Origin of the sequence: Singulisphaera acidiphila DSM 18658 (genome assembly GCF_000242455.2) — a bacterium.
GTDB lineage: Bacteria > Planctomycetota > Planctomycetia > Isosphaerales > Isosphaeraceae > Singulisphaera > Singulisphaera acidiphila.
Window position 1 is genome coordinate 7,852,344 of the sequence record NC_019892.1, and the last position, 14,765, is coordinate 7,867,108.

12 protein-coding genes and 1 pseudogene are annotated in these 14,765 nt (G+C 55.0%); 8 read left to right on the top strand and 5 right to left on the bottom strand.

Annotated elements, in window-relative coordinates; genetic code table 11:
- The first annotated feature begins 1,456 nt into the window (after positions 1 to 1,456).
- Both SINAC_RS30635 and SINAC_RS30640 read left to right on the top strand, forming a co-directional pair.
- Positions 1,457 to 2,617, top strand: a complete 1,161-nt coding sequence (locus SINAC_RS30635) for an ISAs1 family transposase (protein WP_015249431.1) — start codon at positions 1,457 to 1,459, stop codon at positions 2,615 to 2,617.
- 692 nt (positions 2,618 to 3,309) lie between these two features.
- Positions 3,310 to 4,575: a hypothetical protein gene (locus SINAC_RS30640; RefSeq protein WP_015249432.1), complete on the top strand. Its 1,266-nt coding sequence runs from the start codon at positions 3,310 to 3,312 to the stop codon at positions 4,573 to 4,575.
- Between the two features lie 303 nt (positions 4,576 to 4,878).
- Here SINAC_RS30640 and SINAC_RS38280 read toward each other — a convergent pair whose 3' ends face one another.
- Both SINAC_RS38280 and SINAC_RS40295 read right to left on the bottom strand, forming a co-directional pair.
- Positions 4,879 to 5,283: a hypothetical protein gene (locus tag SINAC_RS38280; RefSeq protein WP_154673842.1), complete on the bottom strand. Its 405-nt coding sequence runs from the start codon at positions 5,281 to 5,283 to the stop codon at positions 4,879 to 4,881.
- 542 nt (positions 5,284 to 5,825) lie between these two features.
- Entirely contained in the window at positions 5,826 to 6,068 is a 243-nt protein-coding gene (locus SINAC_RS40295; protein ID WP_154673843.1) for a hypothetical protein, read from the bottom strand.
- Between the two features lie 508 nt (positions 6,069 to 6,576).
- On the opposite strand from SINAC_RS40295, the gene SINAC_RS30655 reads away from it, so the two are divergent.
- Positions 6,577 to 7,251, top strand: a complete 675-nt coding sequence (locus SINAC_RS30655) for a cysteine peptidase family C39 domain-containing protein (RefSeq protein WP_015249433.1) — start codon at positions 6,577 to 6,579, stop codon at positions 7,249 to 7,251.
- Positions 7,252 to 7,322: 71 nt separating this feature from the next.
- Complete coding sequence (locus tag SINAC_RS30660; protein WP_015249434.1) at positions 7,323 to 8,411, top strand: DUF1573 domain-containing protein; 1,089 nt, start codon at positions 7,323 to 7,325, stop codon at positions 8,409 to 8,411.
- A 164-nt stretch (positions 8,412 to 8,575) separates the two neighbouring features.
- On the opposite strand, the pseudogene tnpA (SINAC_RS30665) reads toward SINAC_RS30660, so the two are convergent.
- From tnpA (SINAC_RS30665) to SINAC_RS30675, 3 genes and pseudogenes are all read right to left on the bottom strand, one after another.
- Positions 8,576 to 9,067 (bottom strand): annotated as a pseudogene (tnpA, locus tag SINAC_RS30665) (IS200/IS605 family transposase).
- The gene (locus SINAC_RS30670) at positions 9,043 to 9,858 is read right to left on the bottom strand and encodes a transposase (protein WP_237722801.1); all 816 of its coding nucleotides are present in this window, start codon (positions 9,856 to 9,858) and stop codon (positions 9,043 to 9,045) included. The pseudogene tnpA (SINAC_RS30665) and the gene SINAC_RS30670 overlap by 25 nt, the downstream one beginning before the upstream one ends.
- A complete protein-coding gene (locus SINAC_RS30675; RefSeq protein WP_026012116.1) occupies positions 9,803 to 10,165 on the bottom strand; it encodes a helix-turn-helix domain-containing protein in 363 nt (120 codons plus the stop codon). The genes SINAC_RS30670 and SINAC_RS30675 overlap by 56 nt, the downstream gene beginning before the upstream one ends.
- A gap of 284 nt (positions 10,166 to 10,449) precedes the next feature.
- Here SINAC_RS30675 and SINAC_RS39270 point away from each other — a divergent pair, with 284 nt between their 5' ends.
- The 4 genes from SINAC_RS39270 to tnpC all read left to right on the top strand — a co-directional run bounded on the left by SINAC_RS39270 (position 10,450) and on the right by tnpC (position 14,132).
- Complete coding sequence (locus SINAC_RS39270) at positions 10,450 to 11,547, top strand: acyltransferase family protein (protein WP_015249435.1); 1,098 nt, start codon at positions 10,450 to 10,452, stop codon at positions 11,545 to 11,547.
- Between the two features lie 125 nt (positions 11,548 to 11,672).
- Positions 11,673 to 12,050: an IS66 family insertion sequence element accessory protein TnpA gene (tnpA, locus tag SINAC_RS30680; protein WP_015249436.1), complete on the top strand. Its 378-nt coding sequence runs from the start codon at positions 11,673 to 11,675 to the stop codon at positions 12,048 to 12,050.
- Positions 12,044 to 12,430: an IS66 family insertion sequence element accessory protein TnpB gene (gene tnpB / locus SINAC_RS30685; RefSeq protein ID WP_015249437.1), complete on the top strand. Its 387-nt coding sequence runs from the start codon at positions 12,044 to 12,046 to the stop codon at positions 12,428 to 12,430. Before tnpA (SINAC_RS30680) ends, tnpB begins: the two co-directional genes overlap by 7 nt.
- Before the next feature lie 31 nt (positions 12,431 to 12,461).
- Positions 12,462 to 14,132 carry an IS66 family transposase gene (gene tnpC / locus SINAC_RS30690; RefSeq protein WP_015249438.1) on the top strand — a complete coding sequence of 557 codons (1,671 nt, stop codon included), beginning with the start codon at positions 12,462 to 12,464 and terminating at the stop codon, positions 14,130 to 14,132.
- Positions 14,133 to 14,765: the final 633 nt, after the last annotated feature.

A 14,765-nucleotide genomic window follows, 5' to 3' on the forward strand; every position in this document is an offset into this window, starting at 1 on the left:
ACTGCCGTGCCTGGGCCCTGTTGTGGAACTTCACGCCCTGGCACCCAACGACGACGCGAAAGAACCAGGGATGGCGTTGCCCCGCCGAACGCCTCAACCAACACCGATATTCTGAGTGTTGGTTGCAAAATCTGCTGATCTCCGACTCAATGGGCGGTTACCGTTCAACACACCCAAAATCCGTGACGGTCAGAAAAACCCGGAGCTGACGGTCTGCCAGTTGCATACGGCGCTGGTGCGTTGCTGGGGTTGTCGTCGCGTCGGTCGAAGGAGAAACTGCTCGCGAGGGCAGCGAGGAAGATCACCTGGGAAAAGCGTCGGAACGCCCAGGCTCGGAAGAGCCACACGAAGACGACTCGGAAGGAGCTCTGCGAACTCGGCATCAAGCTCACCGAGCTGAAACAGTGCTGTTGGGACACGTCCTAGCGCCGGAGAAATAATCAACCACGCCCAAAGGACGTGGTATTAGGAAGCCCCCCCGAGGGGGCCGTCTACGTGAGGTAGCCCCCGTTGGGGGCGTGGATGTCAGAATCGCAATACACTGCTCACGGTCCCGCTCGTGTCGACCGCAGCCCCTCACTCGGAGTCTTTCAGACCGATCCCGAGGGTGACTTACGGAATGCTAAGAATGCACGCCGGATCGCTCGAAGCTCTTCGGGTCGCACGGCCAGAGGCCGTGGATTTAGAACATATTAAACGTTCTCCCCCCAAAAAATGGCCCGCATCTTAAGCATCGATTACTTGACTTCCACTATTACCGAGTGGCATAATCGCCGTGGCCACATAAAACCGAGGCACGTATCTCGATTTTGGCGAATTGTTTTCGACGTACTTCCACACCGACCGATACGGCGACAAGGGAGGCGAATATGACCGGCAAGCGATCGCCCGTGACGATTCATTTGATCCTGGCGTCCCTGATGTGTCTTTCGTTAGTTGGAGCCACAACCGCCCCCATTGATACGCCAATCGTCTTGAGTGACTCAGAACAATCAGTGCTTGGCAAGGACTCGATGAAATACAATTGCGAGGCGTCATGTACTGAAAGTACGGGTGGGCTTACTCAATGTTATCCTCCCGCTGGATTCGCCGGCTGCTCAGCCAGCGGAATGAACTGCGGCGAAGTGCGGTTTAATCCACAGTCGTTTAGCCATTGTGCAAATGATCCCTTCGGTCCTAAGACCTCATGCAGCAATAGCGAGGGACAAACGGCCTGCTATGGCACAATTCCCTGCGTTTGTGATTGGAGTTGGTTGACCATATCGTACTCCTGCCATGCCAGCGGCACAATCCAGGACGGCGGTATGGCATACAGTTCTGGCGACTGCAATTGACGCAGGGCTAGCGCGCATTTATAGGTAGTTTTGGCGACCTGTAGGGCTTGCGCCCGGGCCGATATTTTTGTAAATCATTCTCCATGCTTACTCCCCGGCTGGTTATGCATGGAGAGCGAACGATGGCGGATCCACGACGCGTCGACCTGGATGAGATCGTACTCCACTTCCACGAGTTGGAGGACCCCCGCTCCTCGATCAATCTCCAGCATCCCCTGACCAGCGTCATTGCGATCGCCTTGATGGCTATCCTGGCCGGCGCCGCCGGCCCGACCGCGATCGCCAGGTGGGCTGTCATGAAGGAGGCGTTCCTCGTCAGAGTCCTGGACTTGCCCAACGGCATCCCACGCAAGGACGTCTTCCGTCGTGTCCTCATGGCGCTGAAGCCCGATGCCTTCCAGTCATGCTTCGCCGGATGGCTGCGGTCCTTGCGGGCGACAGCGGAAGCGGAGACCGGAATCGAGCAGCCGGTCCTGGCCGTGGACGGTAAGACGGCGAGGCGGAGCCACGACCGCAAGAACGGCCTGGGGGCCCTGCATTCCGTGAGCGTCTGGGCGAGCGAGTACGGCCTGTCGCTGGGCCAGGTGGCCTGCGCCGAGAAGTCAAACGAGATCACGGCCATCCCCGAACTCTTGAGGCAGGTCGACATCGAGGGGGCCATCATCACGATCGACGCGATGGGGACGCAGAAGGCCATCGCCGAGCGAATCGTCGAGGGGAAGGCGGATTACGTCCTGGCCTTGAAAGGGAACCAGGGGACGATGCATCAGGTGGTCATCAACCACATCCTGGAGCAGTGGGAGGACGACTTCGCGGGCGTGGATGCCGGCCGGCATCAGACCGTGGAGTCGGGGCATGGCCGTCGGGAGACGCGGACCTACATTCAACTGCCCGTGCCCCAAGACCTACCGGGACTCAGGTCGTGGAACGGGCTGAAATCGATCGGCATTGCGGTCTCCGAATCGGTTCGTGACGGCAAGGAGACGGACGAGGTCCGCTACTACATCAGCAGCCTGACGGTTGATGTGCAGCGATTCGCCCGCGCCGTCCGGTCGCACTGGGGCATAGAAAACGGCTGCCACTGGAGTCTGGATGTGACCTATCGCGAGGACGAATCGCGGATCCGCGAGAAGTGCCTCCGAGAGAACATGGCGTGGCTGAATCGCCTCAGCCTCTCGCTATTGAAGCAACATCCCGGCCGCGAGAGTGTCGCCATGAAGCGGCGGAGTTGCGGCTGGAGTGAGGAGTTCCTGTTGCAAGTCATTGTCGGATCAACGAATTAGTGTGCGCTGGCCCTGCAATTGACGTGTCTTTGATCGAAACAGCGAGTGAGGTCCTTTCCTGCTATTGAGGGGCCTCGCTCAAAGATCCGAACAACCCCATATGCGGGTGTCTGCCGTAACGTATTGGCATTCGATTAAGGAGGGAGCTATCGATTCGTATAGGAACGCGATCTTACTGTACGTTGCATAGAAAAGTATCCTTCCACAGTGGCCGCAAACGCCGATATCGATTTGTGCAACTTGAAATAAAAAAAGGGCTGTTTTCAGGCTCTTTGGACATACAATGTATGGATTGAATCGGTGACCGAAACCTGATTGGGCGGCGCAAGAAACCAATCTCGATTTGCAAAACCCGGTACTTCGCAAATATGATCCCATCTTGCGTCAAAGTCACATGAGTATGGACATCGTTTCCTGAATTCTGGTGAATTGTCCTTAGAAGCTCTGCCAAAACCTCAGTTCGCCCGCCATTGGAGTGCTGAGTTTTCAGGGTTTATTGACGTTCTACAGGCGCATTGAGGGCGGTTCTGGGTTTCTTTGACGGTGGCAAAATGCCTGGTATTCTCAGGGAAAACGACGTTCAGGAGTACAAAACAGGGGCCTCCTACCCTGTTTTTTAGGGATTTTCGAGGTTTTGGCAGAGCTTCTTAAATCAAAACAACTTCAAGCGACTATGCCATGGAACCTGAATTATGAAAACCGTGATGCTTAAACACAATGACAAATTCGGCGAGCAACCCAGGTCTTTATCTAGTTCAAATAGTTCAAACCGCAATTTCCAGTCCGCGCGTTGTCATTGCTCATTCTACCACCTCTTTCGCAAGCGAAGCAACAATGCCACCTTACCAATCCGACTCCTCCTGATATTTTCATGTCTTTCTATCGTCAATTTAGCAGCCGTTGCTCCACCCGAGCCCGGCGAGGCGGTTGCCACCGTATTTGAGAAAATCAAGGCTTTCTCCGATGCCAACATATCAACCGCGAGATCAGTACAGTTAGCGGGCAAAATTCAGCTTGTTCGCGAGGTCATAGAAGGAAAGCCGACTCACTCTCCCAAGAACAAACACCTTTCGCGACAAACGCCTGCTGCAATTGCGGGGAGCTTCACATTCATCGCGGACCGCTTTGGCGCAGTTAAGCGTTGGGACAAGCACTGGGACACCAAAGATGTGCGTTTTCGTGGAGAATCGAAGGCCCTCAACGACAATTGCGTTCTGGATGCAACAAATCAATCGCGTGGCTACATTCGGCCTATCAGCGAATTCCTTTTGCCTCGCTCGGACAACCTCGATTTCTACCGTGATCACTGGTATGAACAGAATGGCGAAACGATTGACAACTTCATCCAACACATGAAGAAGTTGCCCAAATCGGTAGTTCTTTCGCTAACGACGAACAACGTGACAATATCCAGCAGCAGCAATGATGCGAAAACCTTTGAATTTAAATATTCGTTCACTTCTACTCCAGAATACTTCTTAACTCGTGTTATTTCGCCATCAAATGAGTGTCACTGGACATGGGATCGCGATCCGGAAGCAGGCATCTGGTATCCCTCGAGCTTACGCAGAGTTTTCACCACCCGGTATCCTGACGGGGTAACGATTCGGGAAACCGTCAGTTTTGAAGTCAAAGAGCGAAAATTTAATATAGAAATTCCTGCATCTACTTTTACTTTTGCAGGTATGGGCTTGCGACCTGGTTCGACGGTTATCGACATGCGGAGTTCGACGCAAGAGAAATATTCTTTTGATCCGTCATCAGCGGTTGTTAACGCCAGAGTCAAAGGCTTGATTCCCATGCAGCCTGGCCAAATGAACGGCAATGGGGGGAAGGGGATGGCACGTGGGAAATCTCGCTCCTACATCTACTTCATGCTCGCGAATGGCCTCATTCTGTTTATTGTACTTGGCACACTGATTGCCCGTCGGTGGTTCCAGTCCAAAGAGCCTCGGTGAAACGAAAGCCCTTTAATACTGCAGCGATAAGTCGTGTCCCATTTGCATCGGAGCAAACCTGTGAGTTTGATGCCCAACTCACGCAATATTCGACTCGTCCTCTTGGTGTGGCACCGCTGTGCCACTGCGTGTCGACTTTGTGCGCCTTCGATCTCTTCGGAGGTGGGCTTCAGAAGCTATCGCGGAGAACTCATCCCCAATCACCGAAACGGGATCAAGGCCGCCACAGCGGTGTGTGTCTGGCACCCCGTCAAACCTGGTTTTCTCCCAGCCACACTCCTGTCGGATTCGCGTCAGGAACTGCTAGCTCAGGCAACTCAGTATCGGGCGAGGGTTGAGCCCCCTGGTTGCGACGCCCTTCGTCTGCTCCAGCCCGATCTCGGATTTCTGGTCTTGGAAACACCGCTCGACATCTCTCCGCGAAAACGAAACGAGCAACAGGAACTGCACCGACGTCTCCTCGGGGGCGTCGGCGACAGAGAATTTCAAGTCCGTCGGGTTGACGAAGTCGTGGACAGCGATCAGATCCAGCGGCTCGCCCGGTAACCCATCCGCGCCCACGGGGGAAAACCGCAGGTGTTTGATCTCCCAGACCATCGGCCCCTTGTGCCCGTACTTGACTCGCCACCGGATCCAGGGCTGGGTGTGGAATCCGTCCTGATCGAGCATTGCTACGGCCCGCCGGGTCGGGGCTCTGCCACTCGCCAAGCGGGGCGTCTTGCAACCGCGGCCTCGGCCATGCTTGCAGTACTTTCTGGTGACAACACGCGGGGCCATCGTCCAGCCTTTGAAGATTCGCGGTATCTCGCCGACGCATATCGCATATATGGCCGCAAGCCGCCAGCCTCCTCAGAAGCTCGGTTTTAACGCAGTAGTCCTGGCCGAAGGGCACCCAGTCGAGACCGTTGGCGATGGCACGATCTTAGGTTCCAGGGCGGTCTTGCACTTCGGCGGGCGAGCGCCATGTGGTCGGGTATGCTTGCCTCTCGACAGCATTCGCGATCCAGCAAGCGAAGCCTCGCCAGGTACAGTTTGCCGTCGAGAAGGCAGAGAAAGCTGTCGCGAACGTAGGTGTGGTCGACCGTGACGACGTTGTTCTGCTTCTTGCCTGCGGAGGCGCACTACTGATGCTGAACACTGGATACCTTTTCCCGCTTCTTAACGTCGCAGTTCTCATCGAAAACGCCGATTACGTTGGTGCCACCGTGCTACTTTCGGACGATGTGCTGAGGCCGGTTGCGCTCTCAGTCTTAATCCCAGCAGTGTTGACTGAGGCGTTCCTGCAGCGGCCTGACCGAGACGCCTGTATTGATGGCGATCGGCTCGACGCTCTTCTCGGCGAGGTCCGAGAGCTGACTAAAGACGTCAATCGGGCGAAAGGCAATAGTATTCTTGCGTGGGAAGCAAGCGTCGAACCGCTTTAGGTGCTTCATGAGCGTGGGAGTGTGCTTGCGGATCTGCGGGACATCCATGCTGGCCTCTCTGCCAGCCATTAAAGAGCACATCCTTTCACACTTAACATTGGCGTTTCACGATGAAGTAAAGCCATTTCGCTAGAACGCTTCGCCTGACCATTATATGTGAGTCTCTTCATAAATGTCGATTTACGGACTACCCAAGCTCCCCAAATCCTTACCCTCTTTCACATTAAATGAGCCTTGAAAATGAGCACGCGAGGATTGCTGGCACTGGTAGCAGTCGTATCGTTTCTTACGATCATTGTCCGAGAGGGAGGTACGTACGGGCTCTGGCTTGCGGGTGTTGCGTTGCCGCCGACCTTCTGGACACTCGATTCGATATTATGGGCCGAAAAACACGAGCAAACTATCACTCTATTTCATTTAATAATGACTTTTGCCTTTGCATTAATGCTCACTCTTTTTATATTCTCATGCTGTTTTTTATTGCCATTACTAATTGCGCATTCACTCCAGTATACTCATAAATAAACGTTTTCTTCACCGCACTCACTTCACGCTATCAATGATAGGACTTGAGCAGATGTGGCTTCTTAAACTTCGATGGCACACCATTTCCCACTGCGTGCTTGTCATTCTTATCTGTTCAATAACAACCTTTACCCCATCCAATGGGAACGAATTAGGCCCTCCTATCGAGGGGCTTCAGCCGAGCTTCGACGCGCAATGCGGCCCATTGTGTTTGTACGCTGTGACTAAAATCATGGGGTTAAAAACCGACTATGTTACGTTGCTTAAGGCGACTAAGTGTACAAACAAAGGAACCTCATTACGCGACCTCAAGCTCGCATGCAGTCGGTACGGTCTAGTAGGGACACCTCTCTCCATCAATAGAGCGAAACTCGACAGAGCGTTACGACTACACAACCAAAGAATTGCGGCAATCTGCTACGTGGGAGGAGGCCATTTCGTACTGTACTACTCCGACGCTGCGACTCGTCTAATCTGCTTTGACCCCCGTAGCCCAGGGACGGCGCAGAGCGACATATCCGTGAAGGCTCTTGCAGGCTACAATGGGAAGGCTCTGTTGATTTCGGATAGACCTCTGGACCCGGAGATTATGGCTGGCAGACTTGATGGCTTCTCGGTCCTAGGTATGATGATGGTGTTAATTTTATTGGCCATTTTATGGGTAATGTTGGGATGGTGGTCCTATGGAGCCGTCTTGACCCGAAAACGGCTAAGGCAGGTGTTGTGATGAAGCCTATCGCGTCATAGCGTCCGGCTCGCCAATCCGTCACAAATTATCTTCAGAGGAGTTGATGTTCTATGGCTAAATGGAACAATCCTGTCCGATTAATAGTTGGTATTTTATTAGCATTCGCATCTTGCTTTGTTGAAGCGGGTTGCGAGAAGCCGAATGTAGGGAATGACACGATCCACCGAGGCGGGTTTCTAACGTTCGACCGGGAAAGAGTGCTTGAGTTGGGTACTGTCATTCTCGATCCCAATCATTCAGACGCGACTTTCGAACAGAGGATAAGCATCAGAAACTCGACTAAGCAGGAGCTGCGCTACACGAAGATAGGCACGTCTTGTGGCTGTTTGGACGCGAAGATTGAGCCGTCTATCATACCACCTGGGCAAGCTGGAGTCTTGGTCCTTCAATTTGCAACCGCTTCCGCGCGAGGGCGTAAAACCTTTTTGATAACTATTGAGCAAAGTCATAAAGCTCCCTGGCAAGTTACCATAAACGGCGATTTTATTCGCAAGTGTTCCATAGAACCGCCCGGTTTGGTTTACAACAGCCTCGCTCCATACAGTACCACTCGAGGGAGAATTCTCATCAAAATTCTTCGTGTCGGTTCAACTGTTGACGCGCAAAATTTGAAAATCGAATTTGAGGATCCTGTTAGTCTGAAATTAGCCGGAATTGAGTTCATCGGATCCGAGCAAATTAATGACGGGCAATTCCTCGACCAGTTTGCGATTGAGACTCTTGTAAAAACGAAGGACGCTAACCGGGAAAGGGTAAGCAGAGTGTTCATTCGAGGGCATGACGGCGAATTACTTGACCAATATCAAGTGCGCTGGTCGGTCCAAAGCCCGGTCAGCATTTTTCCGCAGACCGTAACGTTTTCAAACAGACAAGCGACAGCCAAATTTGCGTATATACGCGCAAATGACAACAAAGCATTCAGATTAACAAATGCCAAATATGATGATCGGCTTTTAGAAGTCACTTGGGAGAGGTCCGCCAGTGCATCGCTTCACAAAATTGAAGTGAATAGGAAACACAACGGTCATCATAGTACTAATTCGGCAATTAGTGGTGCGGATTCAAGCAATACAATCATCATCGAAACTGACCATCCCTCAGTATCGCAGGTTCTTATTCACGTAGGCTTCCTTGAGTAACAAGTGGCATTCTGTATTAGTTCAGCACCCGGACAAAGCCAAAGAATTTCGACAAACTCCAATGGCAATTGGCTCAGCATTAACATCAGTTGTTACGTCGAACTGAACAACCACCGCCTGGAAAGCGGTGAGTTCGACAGTCGGCTGAAAGCCCGACTACATGGTTAATCCGAATCATTGACTTGGAAGTCGTCGTCGGCTTTCGATTCCTCCTGCGTCCGGATGGACTCCATGATGACCTCGTCTGTCACGTTGCCTGAGCTCGCCACGAAGAACCCGCGGGCCTACAGGTGTCGGTTCCAGCATGGCCTCTTCAGGTGGCTGTACTCCTGCATCAGCCGCCGCGAGGTCTTCCCCCTAAGCCGTTGCATCAGGTAGCTCGCCGACATGTGCGGCGTGCAGGAGACGAACAGGTGCACGTGATCGACGCTGACATGCCCCTTGAGGATCTCGACCTCTAACTCCGCACAGATCGTCCGAACGATCTGGCGGAGCCGGAGCCCGACGTCACCCCTCAGCAACTTCTTGCGATACTTGGTGATCCACACCAGGTGGAACTTGATGTCAAACTGGGAGTGGGCGATCCTTCGGTAGTGCTCTAGTGTCCTCGGACACAAAACCTGCAAGAAATTCACGGGGCATGTTTGGCGAACCATTGTCTCATCTTCTGGGCCGTCCAAGTCCACTCAAACGGGTGAGCATAGCGACGGTTGTACTCAGGCCACGATGCCATCACATGAGCGATGTAATCCTCACAACTCGACCACGATCCTCGCTTCAGGTAGCGGAGGTCGAAGGCATGGTTGAGCAACTCCGCCTGGTCCAACCACGAGGCGCGGGCCGGCGTCAAGCAGGGATGCCACCAACCGTCACAGGCAGCGAGATAGTCCTTGGTGATTTGGCCCGTGTGGCTGGGACCGCCGTCATGGATCAGATAGATCCCCCGAAGCCAGCGGTGGTGCCTTCGGAACGGCTTCAATGCCGGGACATAATGATCGGAATCGTTGGTCTCCAAGCAGACCGACTCCATCATCCCGCTATGGACGATGAGGAAGTTCAGAATGTTGACCGTGCCATGCCGCGTGTAGTCGAACTCCTGCTGTTCGATCGAGCCGGGGATGGCGCGATGGATTGGCACCCGCTCCAAGACTTGGCGATTGGGCATCTCATCCGCACAGACAACCCATATCCTGCGCCGGGCCAGATTCGCGGCGTTGGCATAGCACCAGAGCACCTTCTCGGCTCGCTCTTTGAAGCGTGCATCCAGGCAGGTGATTCGCCAGTAGCGTGTGCGATGAGGCTGCAAGTCGGCGGTATCGAGGATCCTCCCGACCGTTCGGGCGCTGATGGTTGGCACAATGCCATCGGCGACGATCAGGTCGGCCAGATCCTTACGAGACCAGTGAGTGATGTGCAATCCCCGGGCCACAGGCTCCAAGCATGCCAACGCGATGATTTGGGCACGCTGGAGGGGGGGAAATCGAGACGGGACGCCCCGATCGTTTGGCCCGTCGATCAGCGAGCAACCCGGCCAAGCCGTCGGATCGATAACGTTGGCAGGCCCTCCAGACCGTGGCCTCGTCGCATTGCATCTGGACGGCGATGGCCTCGGTTCGTTGGCCGTCGGCGATCGCCAAGACGATCCGCGCCCGTTGCACCTGGAACCAGGGAGAGCTTTGACTGTGAGCCAGGTGGAAGAGGATGGGGTGATCATGGGGCCGGATCGACAAGGGATCAGGTCTTCGACCGCGCATGGCAGGAGAACTCCAGGAAATCAGGGAGGCTCACTGCCAGATTATCAACAGTCCGAATTTCTTGCAGGTTTTGTGTCCGAGGACACTAGGGCAATTGCACTATCAAATTGGCTCGTGGCAGAGACTTGCGCCGACCAAACCACCTCGGACTGGCACTCTAGTCGACGTAAATCCATCGCAAAATAAGACTTATTGACGCAATCGCCCTGAGTAGTGCTCCATCCCGGGAGCCTACTGGAATTGGTTGCCTAAAGGCTATGGTTTTTAGATCCCAGAAATGGACAATGAAATCCCACAATTCCCAAATTTCAACCTGTGGTAAACAACCAAATTCTCACTTGGAGAAATCTCTAGGAACTGGCTCAGTTAAGATTCCTGAGTTGGATGCGCTCAGAGGTCTCGGTTCAATTGCGATCTTAGCATGGCACCTCTGGCCATCGAAGTTCTTCTATGGTTGGTCCCGCGTCGACTTATTCTTTGTGCTTTCGGGCTATCTGATTACTTCAAGCATCCTACGCTATGGTTGGAGTCGAGGTTTCTTTTTGACGTTCTGGGCGAGAAGAGCGCTTCGTATCTGGCCAACTTATTACCTGTTGCTTGGCGCACTTTGTGCTATTACAGTCTCCAAAGGGGACTCCGTTCCTATAGAAGGTTTACTGACGCATATTGCATTCATTCAATACGCAACTTATTACTGGTCCGAATCTGTCCCTGAGTTCCTTCCAGGTGCCTCTCAAACTTGGAGTTTAGCGATCGAGGAGCAATACTATATTGTTTGGCCATTGATAGTTGTGCTTGCCGGACGATCGTTGTTGGTGCCAATCGCGCTTTGCCTAATCGCAAACTCGGTTGCTTTCAGATCGGCCGGACTCAACCCGGTTGTTACTCTCGCCAGATGTGATGGATTGGCACTCGGCGCGATCCTCGCTTCGTTGGGCACTGACTGTGAACAAACATATCGTAGCAGGCGTGTAAACCTAGCACTCGCTGTCAGTGGTATCGTAAGCGTTCTCTGGTTGTTTTGTTTTACTGGCACGCAAACTGGGAGAGCAATTGAGGCGCATCAACGTGGGTCCATGCATGTTCTTATTGTAAATATTGTTTTTTTTAGTCTTATTGGTTTGATTGTGCTAAATACAGGACATCGAATTCTTTGGCCTCTTAGATTGCAACCACTCGCATATTTAGGCAAAATCAGCTACGGTATTTTCCTATACCATTTACTTATATTTGAAACCGTTACCAACTATGTCGGTGCTCGAACACTTTCGTCGGATTTTTCCGTGGTGATTTTAAGCGTGTTGGTTGCAGCGTTGTCATGGGAATTGTGTGAAAAACGAATTTTAGCTTTCAAGCGGTTACTGCCCTATTGTTCAGAATAGGGGTAAACCAGAGTTTCCGAATCTGACTGAGAGGCTGACGCATAGTAAGCGTTCGAAATAGCCAGTCTTGTGCCGCCTGATAGCCTGGAAGACGGACCATTTTGTTCGTCCTCCGGAGTCAGACGATGCCACGTGCCGCCAATCCTGCCCTCCCAGTCCTCTGGCGTCGGCGACTGCAACAGCAGTCCGACAGCGGTCTCACCATCGGCCAGTTCTGCCAAGGCCAAGGGATCTCGACCGCGTCTTTCCACGCTTGGAAGCGACGCCTCGCCTCGGATTCGCCTTGCCCTGTCCCCTCTCCGGCTCGCGAACCGGTATTCGTGCCGGTCATCCTCGCCGCCGCCCCCGAGTCGCGATCCGGCGATTCCGCTGAATTCCTCACCATCCGACTCCCCGACGGCGGACGAATCCTCCTGCCCATCGCCGCGGGCGGCGAACTCGTCTGCCGGGTCGTCGAGGCCGTCGCCCGCGTCGCGGCGAGGATGGAGGACGCCTCATGTTGAGCGTCCCACACACCGTGCGGATCCTCCTTCACGCCGACTCCGTCGACCTCAGAAAAAGCTTTGACGGGCTCTCGGGAATCGTCAGCCAAGCCTTCCCCCAGGAGGAGCTCCTCTCCGGCCATCTCTTCCTCTTCCTGAATCGCCGACGTGATCGCATCAAGATCCTCTACTGGAATGTCGATGGCCTGGCGATCTGGTACTATCGCCTCGAAGCCGGCTCGTTCCAGGTCCCCCTCCGGCCCTCCTCCGACGCCCCGATCGAACTCCGGTCCGCCCAACTCGCCATGCTCCTGGGCGGCATCGACCTGGGGAACGCCCAGCAACGAAAACGATACCGGAGGACTGAGAAAAACAGGGTGAATCCCGGGAAAACCACTTGAAATCATATTTAAACATTCGATAACCAAAATAATGATTAATCCTCTCGGTCGAAATGCCCAATCCGGCCCCGAATCGCCCGCGTCACCGCCAGTCTCCGGCGACGCGGCCCCTCCCGTCGACGCGATGCAGCAACGGATCCAGGACCTGCTCGCCGCACTCGATCAAGCCACCAGGGCCAATGAAGAGTTGACGCAAGAGAACGACCGCCTGCGCCAGGAGTTGGAGCGGTACCGCCGCTATGTCTACGGGCGACGCAGCGAACGATGCGACGATCCCGGACAAGGTCATCTCTTCGCGTTCGGCGAGGACCTCGAGGTGACTCCCGAGGCCGAACCGGAGGCCCCGACGCCGGCCGCTCCGAGGAAGTCCCGGCCATCGCGGACGCTGGATTTCAGCCGCCTGCCCCACGTCCGCATCGAACATGACGTGCCCGAGGCGGACAAGACTTGCTCATGCTGCGGCCGGTCCAAGGCACGCATCGGCGAGGACGAGCGGCGTGAGCTCGAATTCATCCCGGCTCGCCTGGAGGTTCGGGTCCACGTCCTCCCCAAGTACGCGTGCTCGCACTGCCACGACGGGGTGAAAAGCCCCAACGGACCGGAGCGACCGCTCCCGGGGTGCATCGCGGGAGCGGGCCTGCTTTCGCAATTGCTGATTTCCAAGTTTATCGATCACTTGACCCTGTACCGCTTCGAGGACATCTCGGTTCGCTACGGTTTGCACCTGCCGCGTGCGACGCTGTGCGATTGGGTCCGCAAGGCCGCCGAGTTGATGGGGCCGCTCTACGACCTCCAGAAGCAGCTCGTGCTCCAATCTCCGGTGATCTGGACCGATGACACCCCCGTCAAGGCGCTGGGCGGCGAGGCTCCCGGGAGCCTGACGACACGGTTCTGGCTCTATCATGGGGACGAGGATCATTCCTACGACGTGTACGACCATACGGCGAGTCGCAAACGCGACGGGCCGGCGACGTTCCTGGCCGGCTTCGTGGGTTATCTCCAGGCTGACGCATATGCTGGATATGACGGGCTCTATCTCGGGTCGCCTTCGGCGATCCATGAAGTCGCTTGTTGGGCGCACGCCCGCCGCAAGTTCTACGATGCGCGGTCGTCGTCGCCGGGGAACGCGGGTTTGATCCTGGAAGCGATCCGCCGGTTATATGACGTGGAGGATCGCGTCCGAGGGTTGTCCGTTGAGGCGAGACAGGCCCTGCGTGCGCAAGAAGCGGTGCCGATCCTGGAACGGCTTCGAGGGGACCTCGATCGGCTTGCGGACCAGTCGCTGCCGAAATCGGCGTTGGGCCAGGCTCTGACCTATGCGCGGAATCAGTGGAAGGCGTTGTGCCGCTACACCGAGGACGGCCGGCTGACGATCGACAACAACGTGGCGGAGCGTCGCCTCCGCGACCAAGCCATCGGCCGGAAGAATTGGTTGTTCCTGGGGAATGTGGATGCGGGACCGCGAGCGGCGGTGTTGAGCACGATCGTGGCAGGGGCAAAGCGTCATCGTCTGGAGCCGTGGGCCTACGTCAAGGACGTGCTGATGACGCTGAGCGTGGCCCCGGAACGAGTCGAGGACCTCTTGCCCGATCGGTGGGCTCGGAACCATCCGGGACACGTACTGACGCATCGCCTGGAGGAATCACGTGAACGGGCACGGCGTCGCGACGCAAAACGAACGGATCGTCGCAAGCGGAAGTGATCCAAGGGCGGTCCGATGCGCGGAGTGACGGGAGTGCCAATCGCGGCCCCCCCCTCTGGGAATCTCGAGCGTTTACTCGGGCGGAGTGGATCGATGAATACTTGCTGGAGATGGGGATCACGCCGGTGATCCCGTCGAAGGAGAACGAGGACTGCGCCGCTCGAGCGGTGGAGTTCGACCGCGAAGCGTACCGGCGGCGAAGCATCATCGAATGCCTGATTGGTTGGCTGAAAGGAATGTCGGCGGATCTTCTCGCGGTTCGAGAAGACGGCCAAGAACTTTGGCGGCATGATCAAGATAGCGTTCATTCAACGCTATCTACGCCTGTGCTCTGGTTGACGGTTTTCCGACATAGCCTAGTGCAGGGCCAACGCTAAGATTTGGGGTCACGAGTCTTGCTTGGGGCGAGATCCAACGCTGGGAAACGCCTCGGCAACCCAAAAATCAAGCGGTGACGACGCACTAGTCGAATCCCTCAGAATGGTTCAATTTGCCGGGGACACCACCGGAAACAGCAGTGTAACAAGCAAAGCCATCTTGACAGCATCTATAATCTGGGCAAGAATCAGAGCCGAGCGGTAGGTATTGATTCAAGTAAGAGTCTTCATTCGACGTAGCTGTTTTGTGCAACCC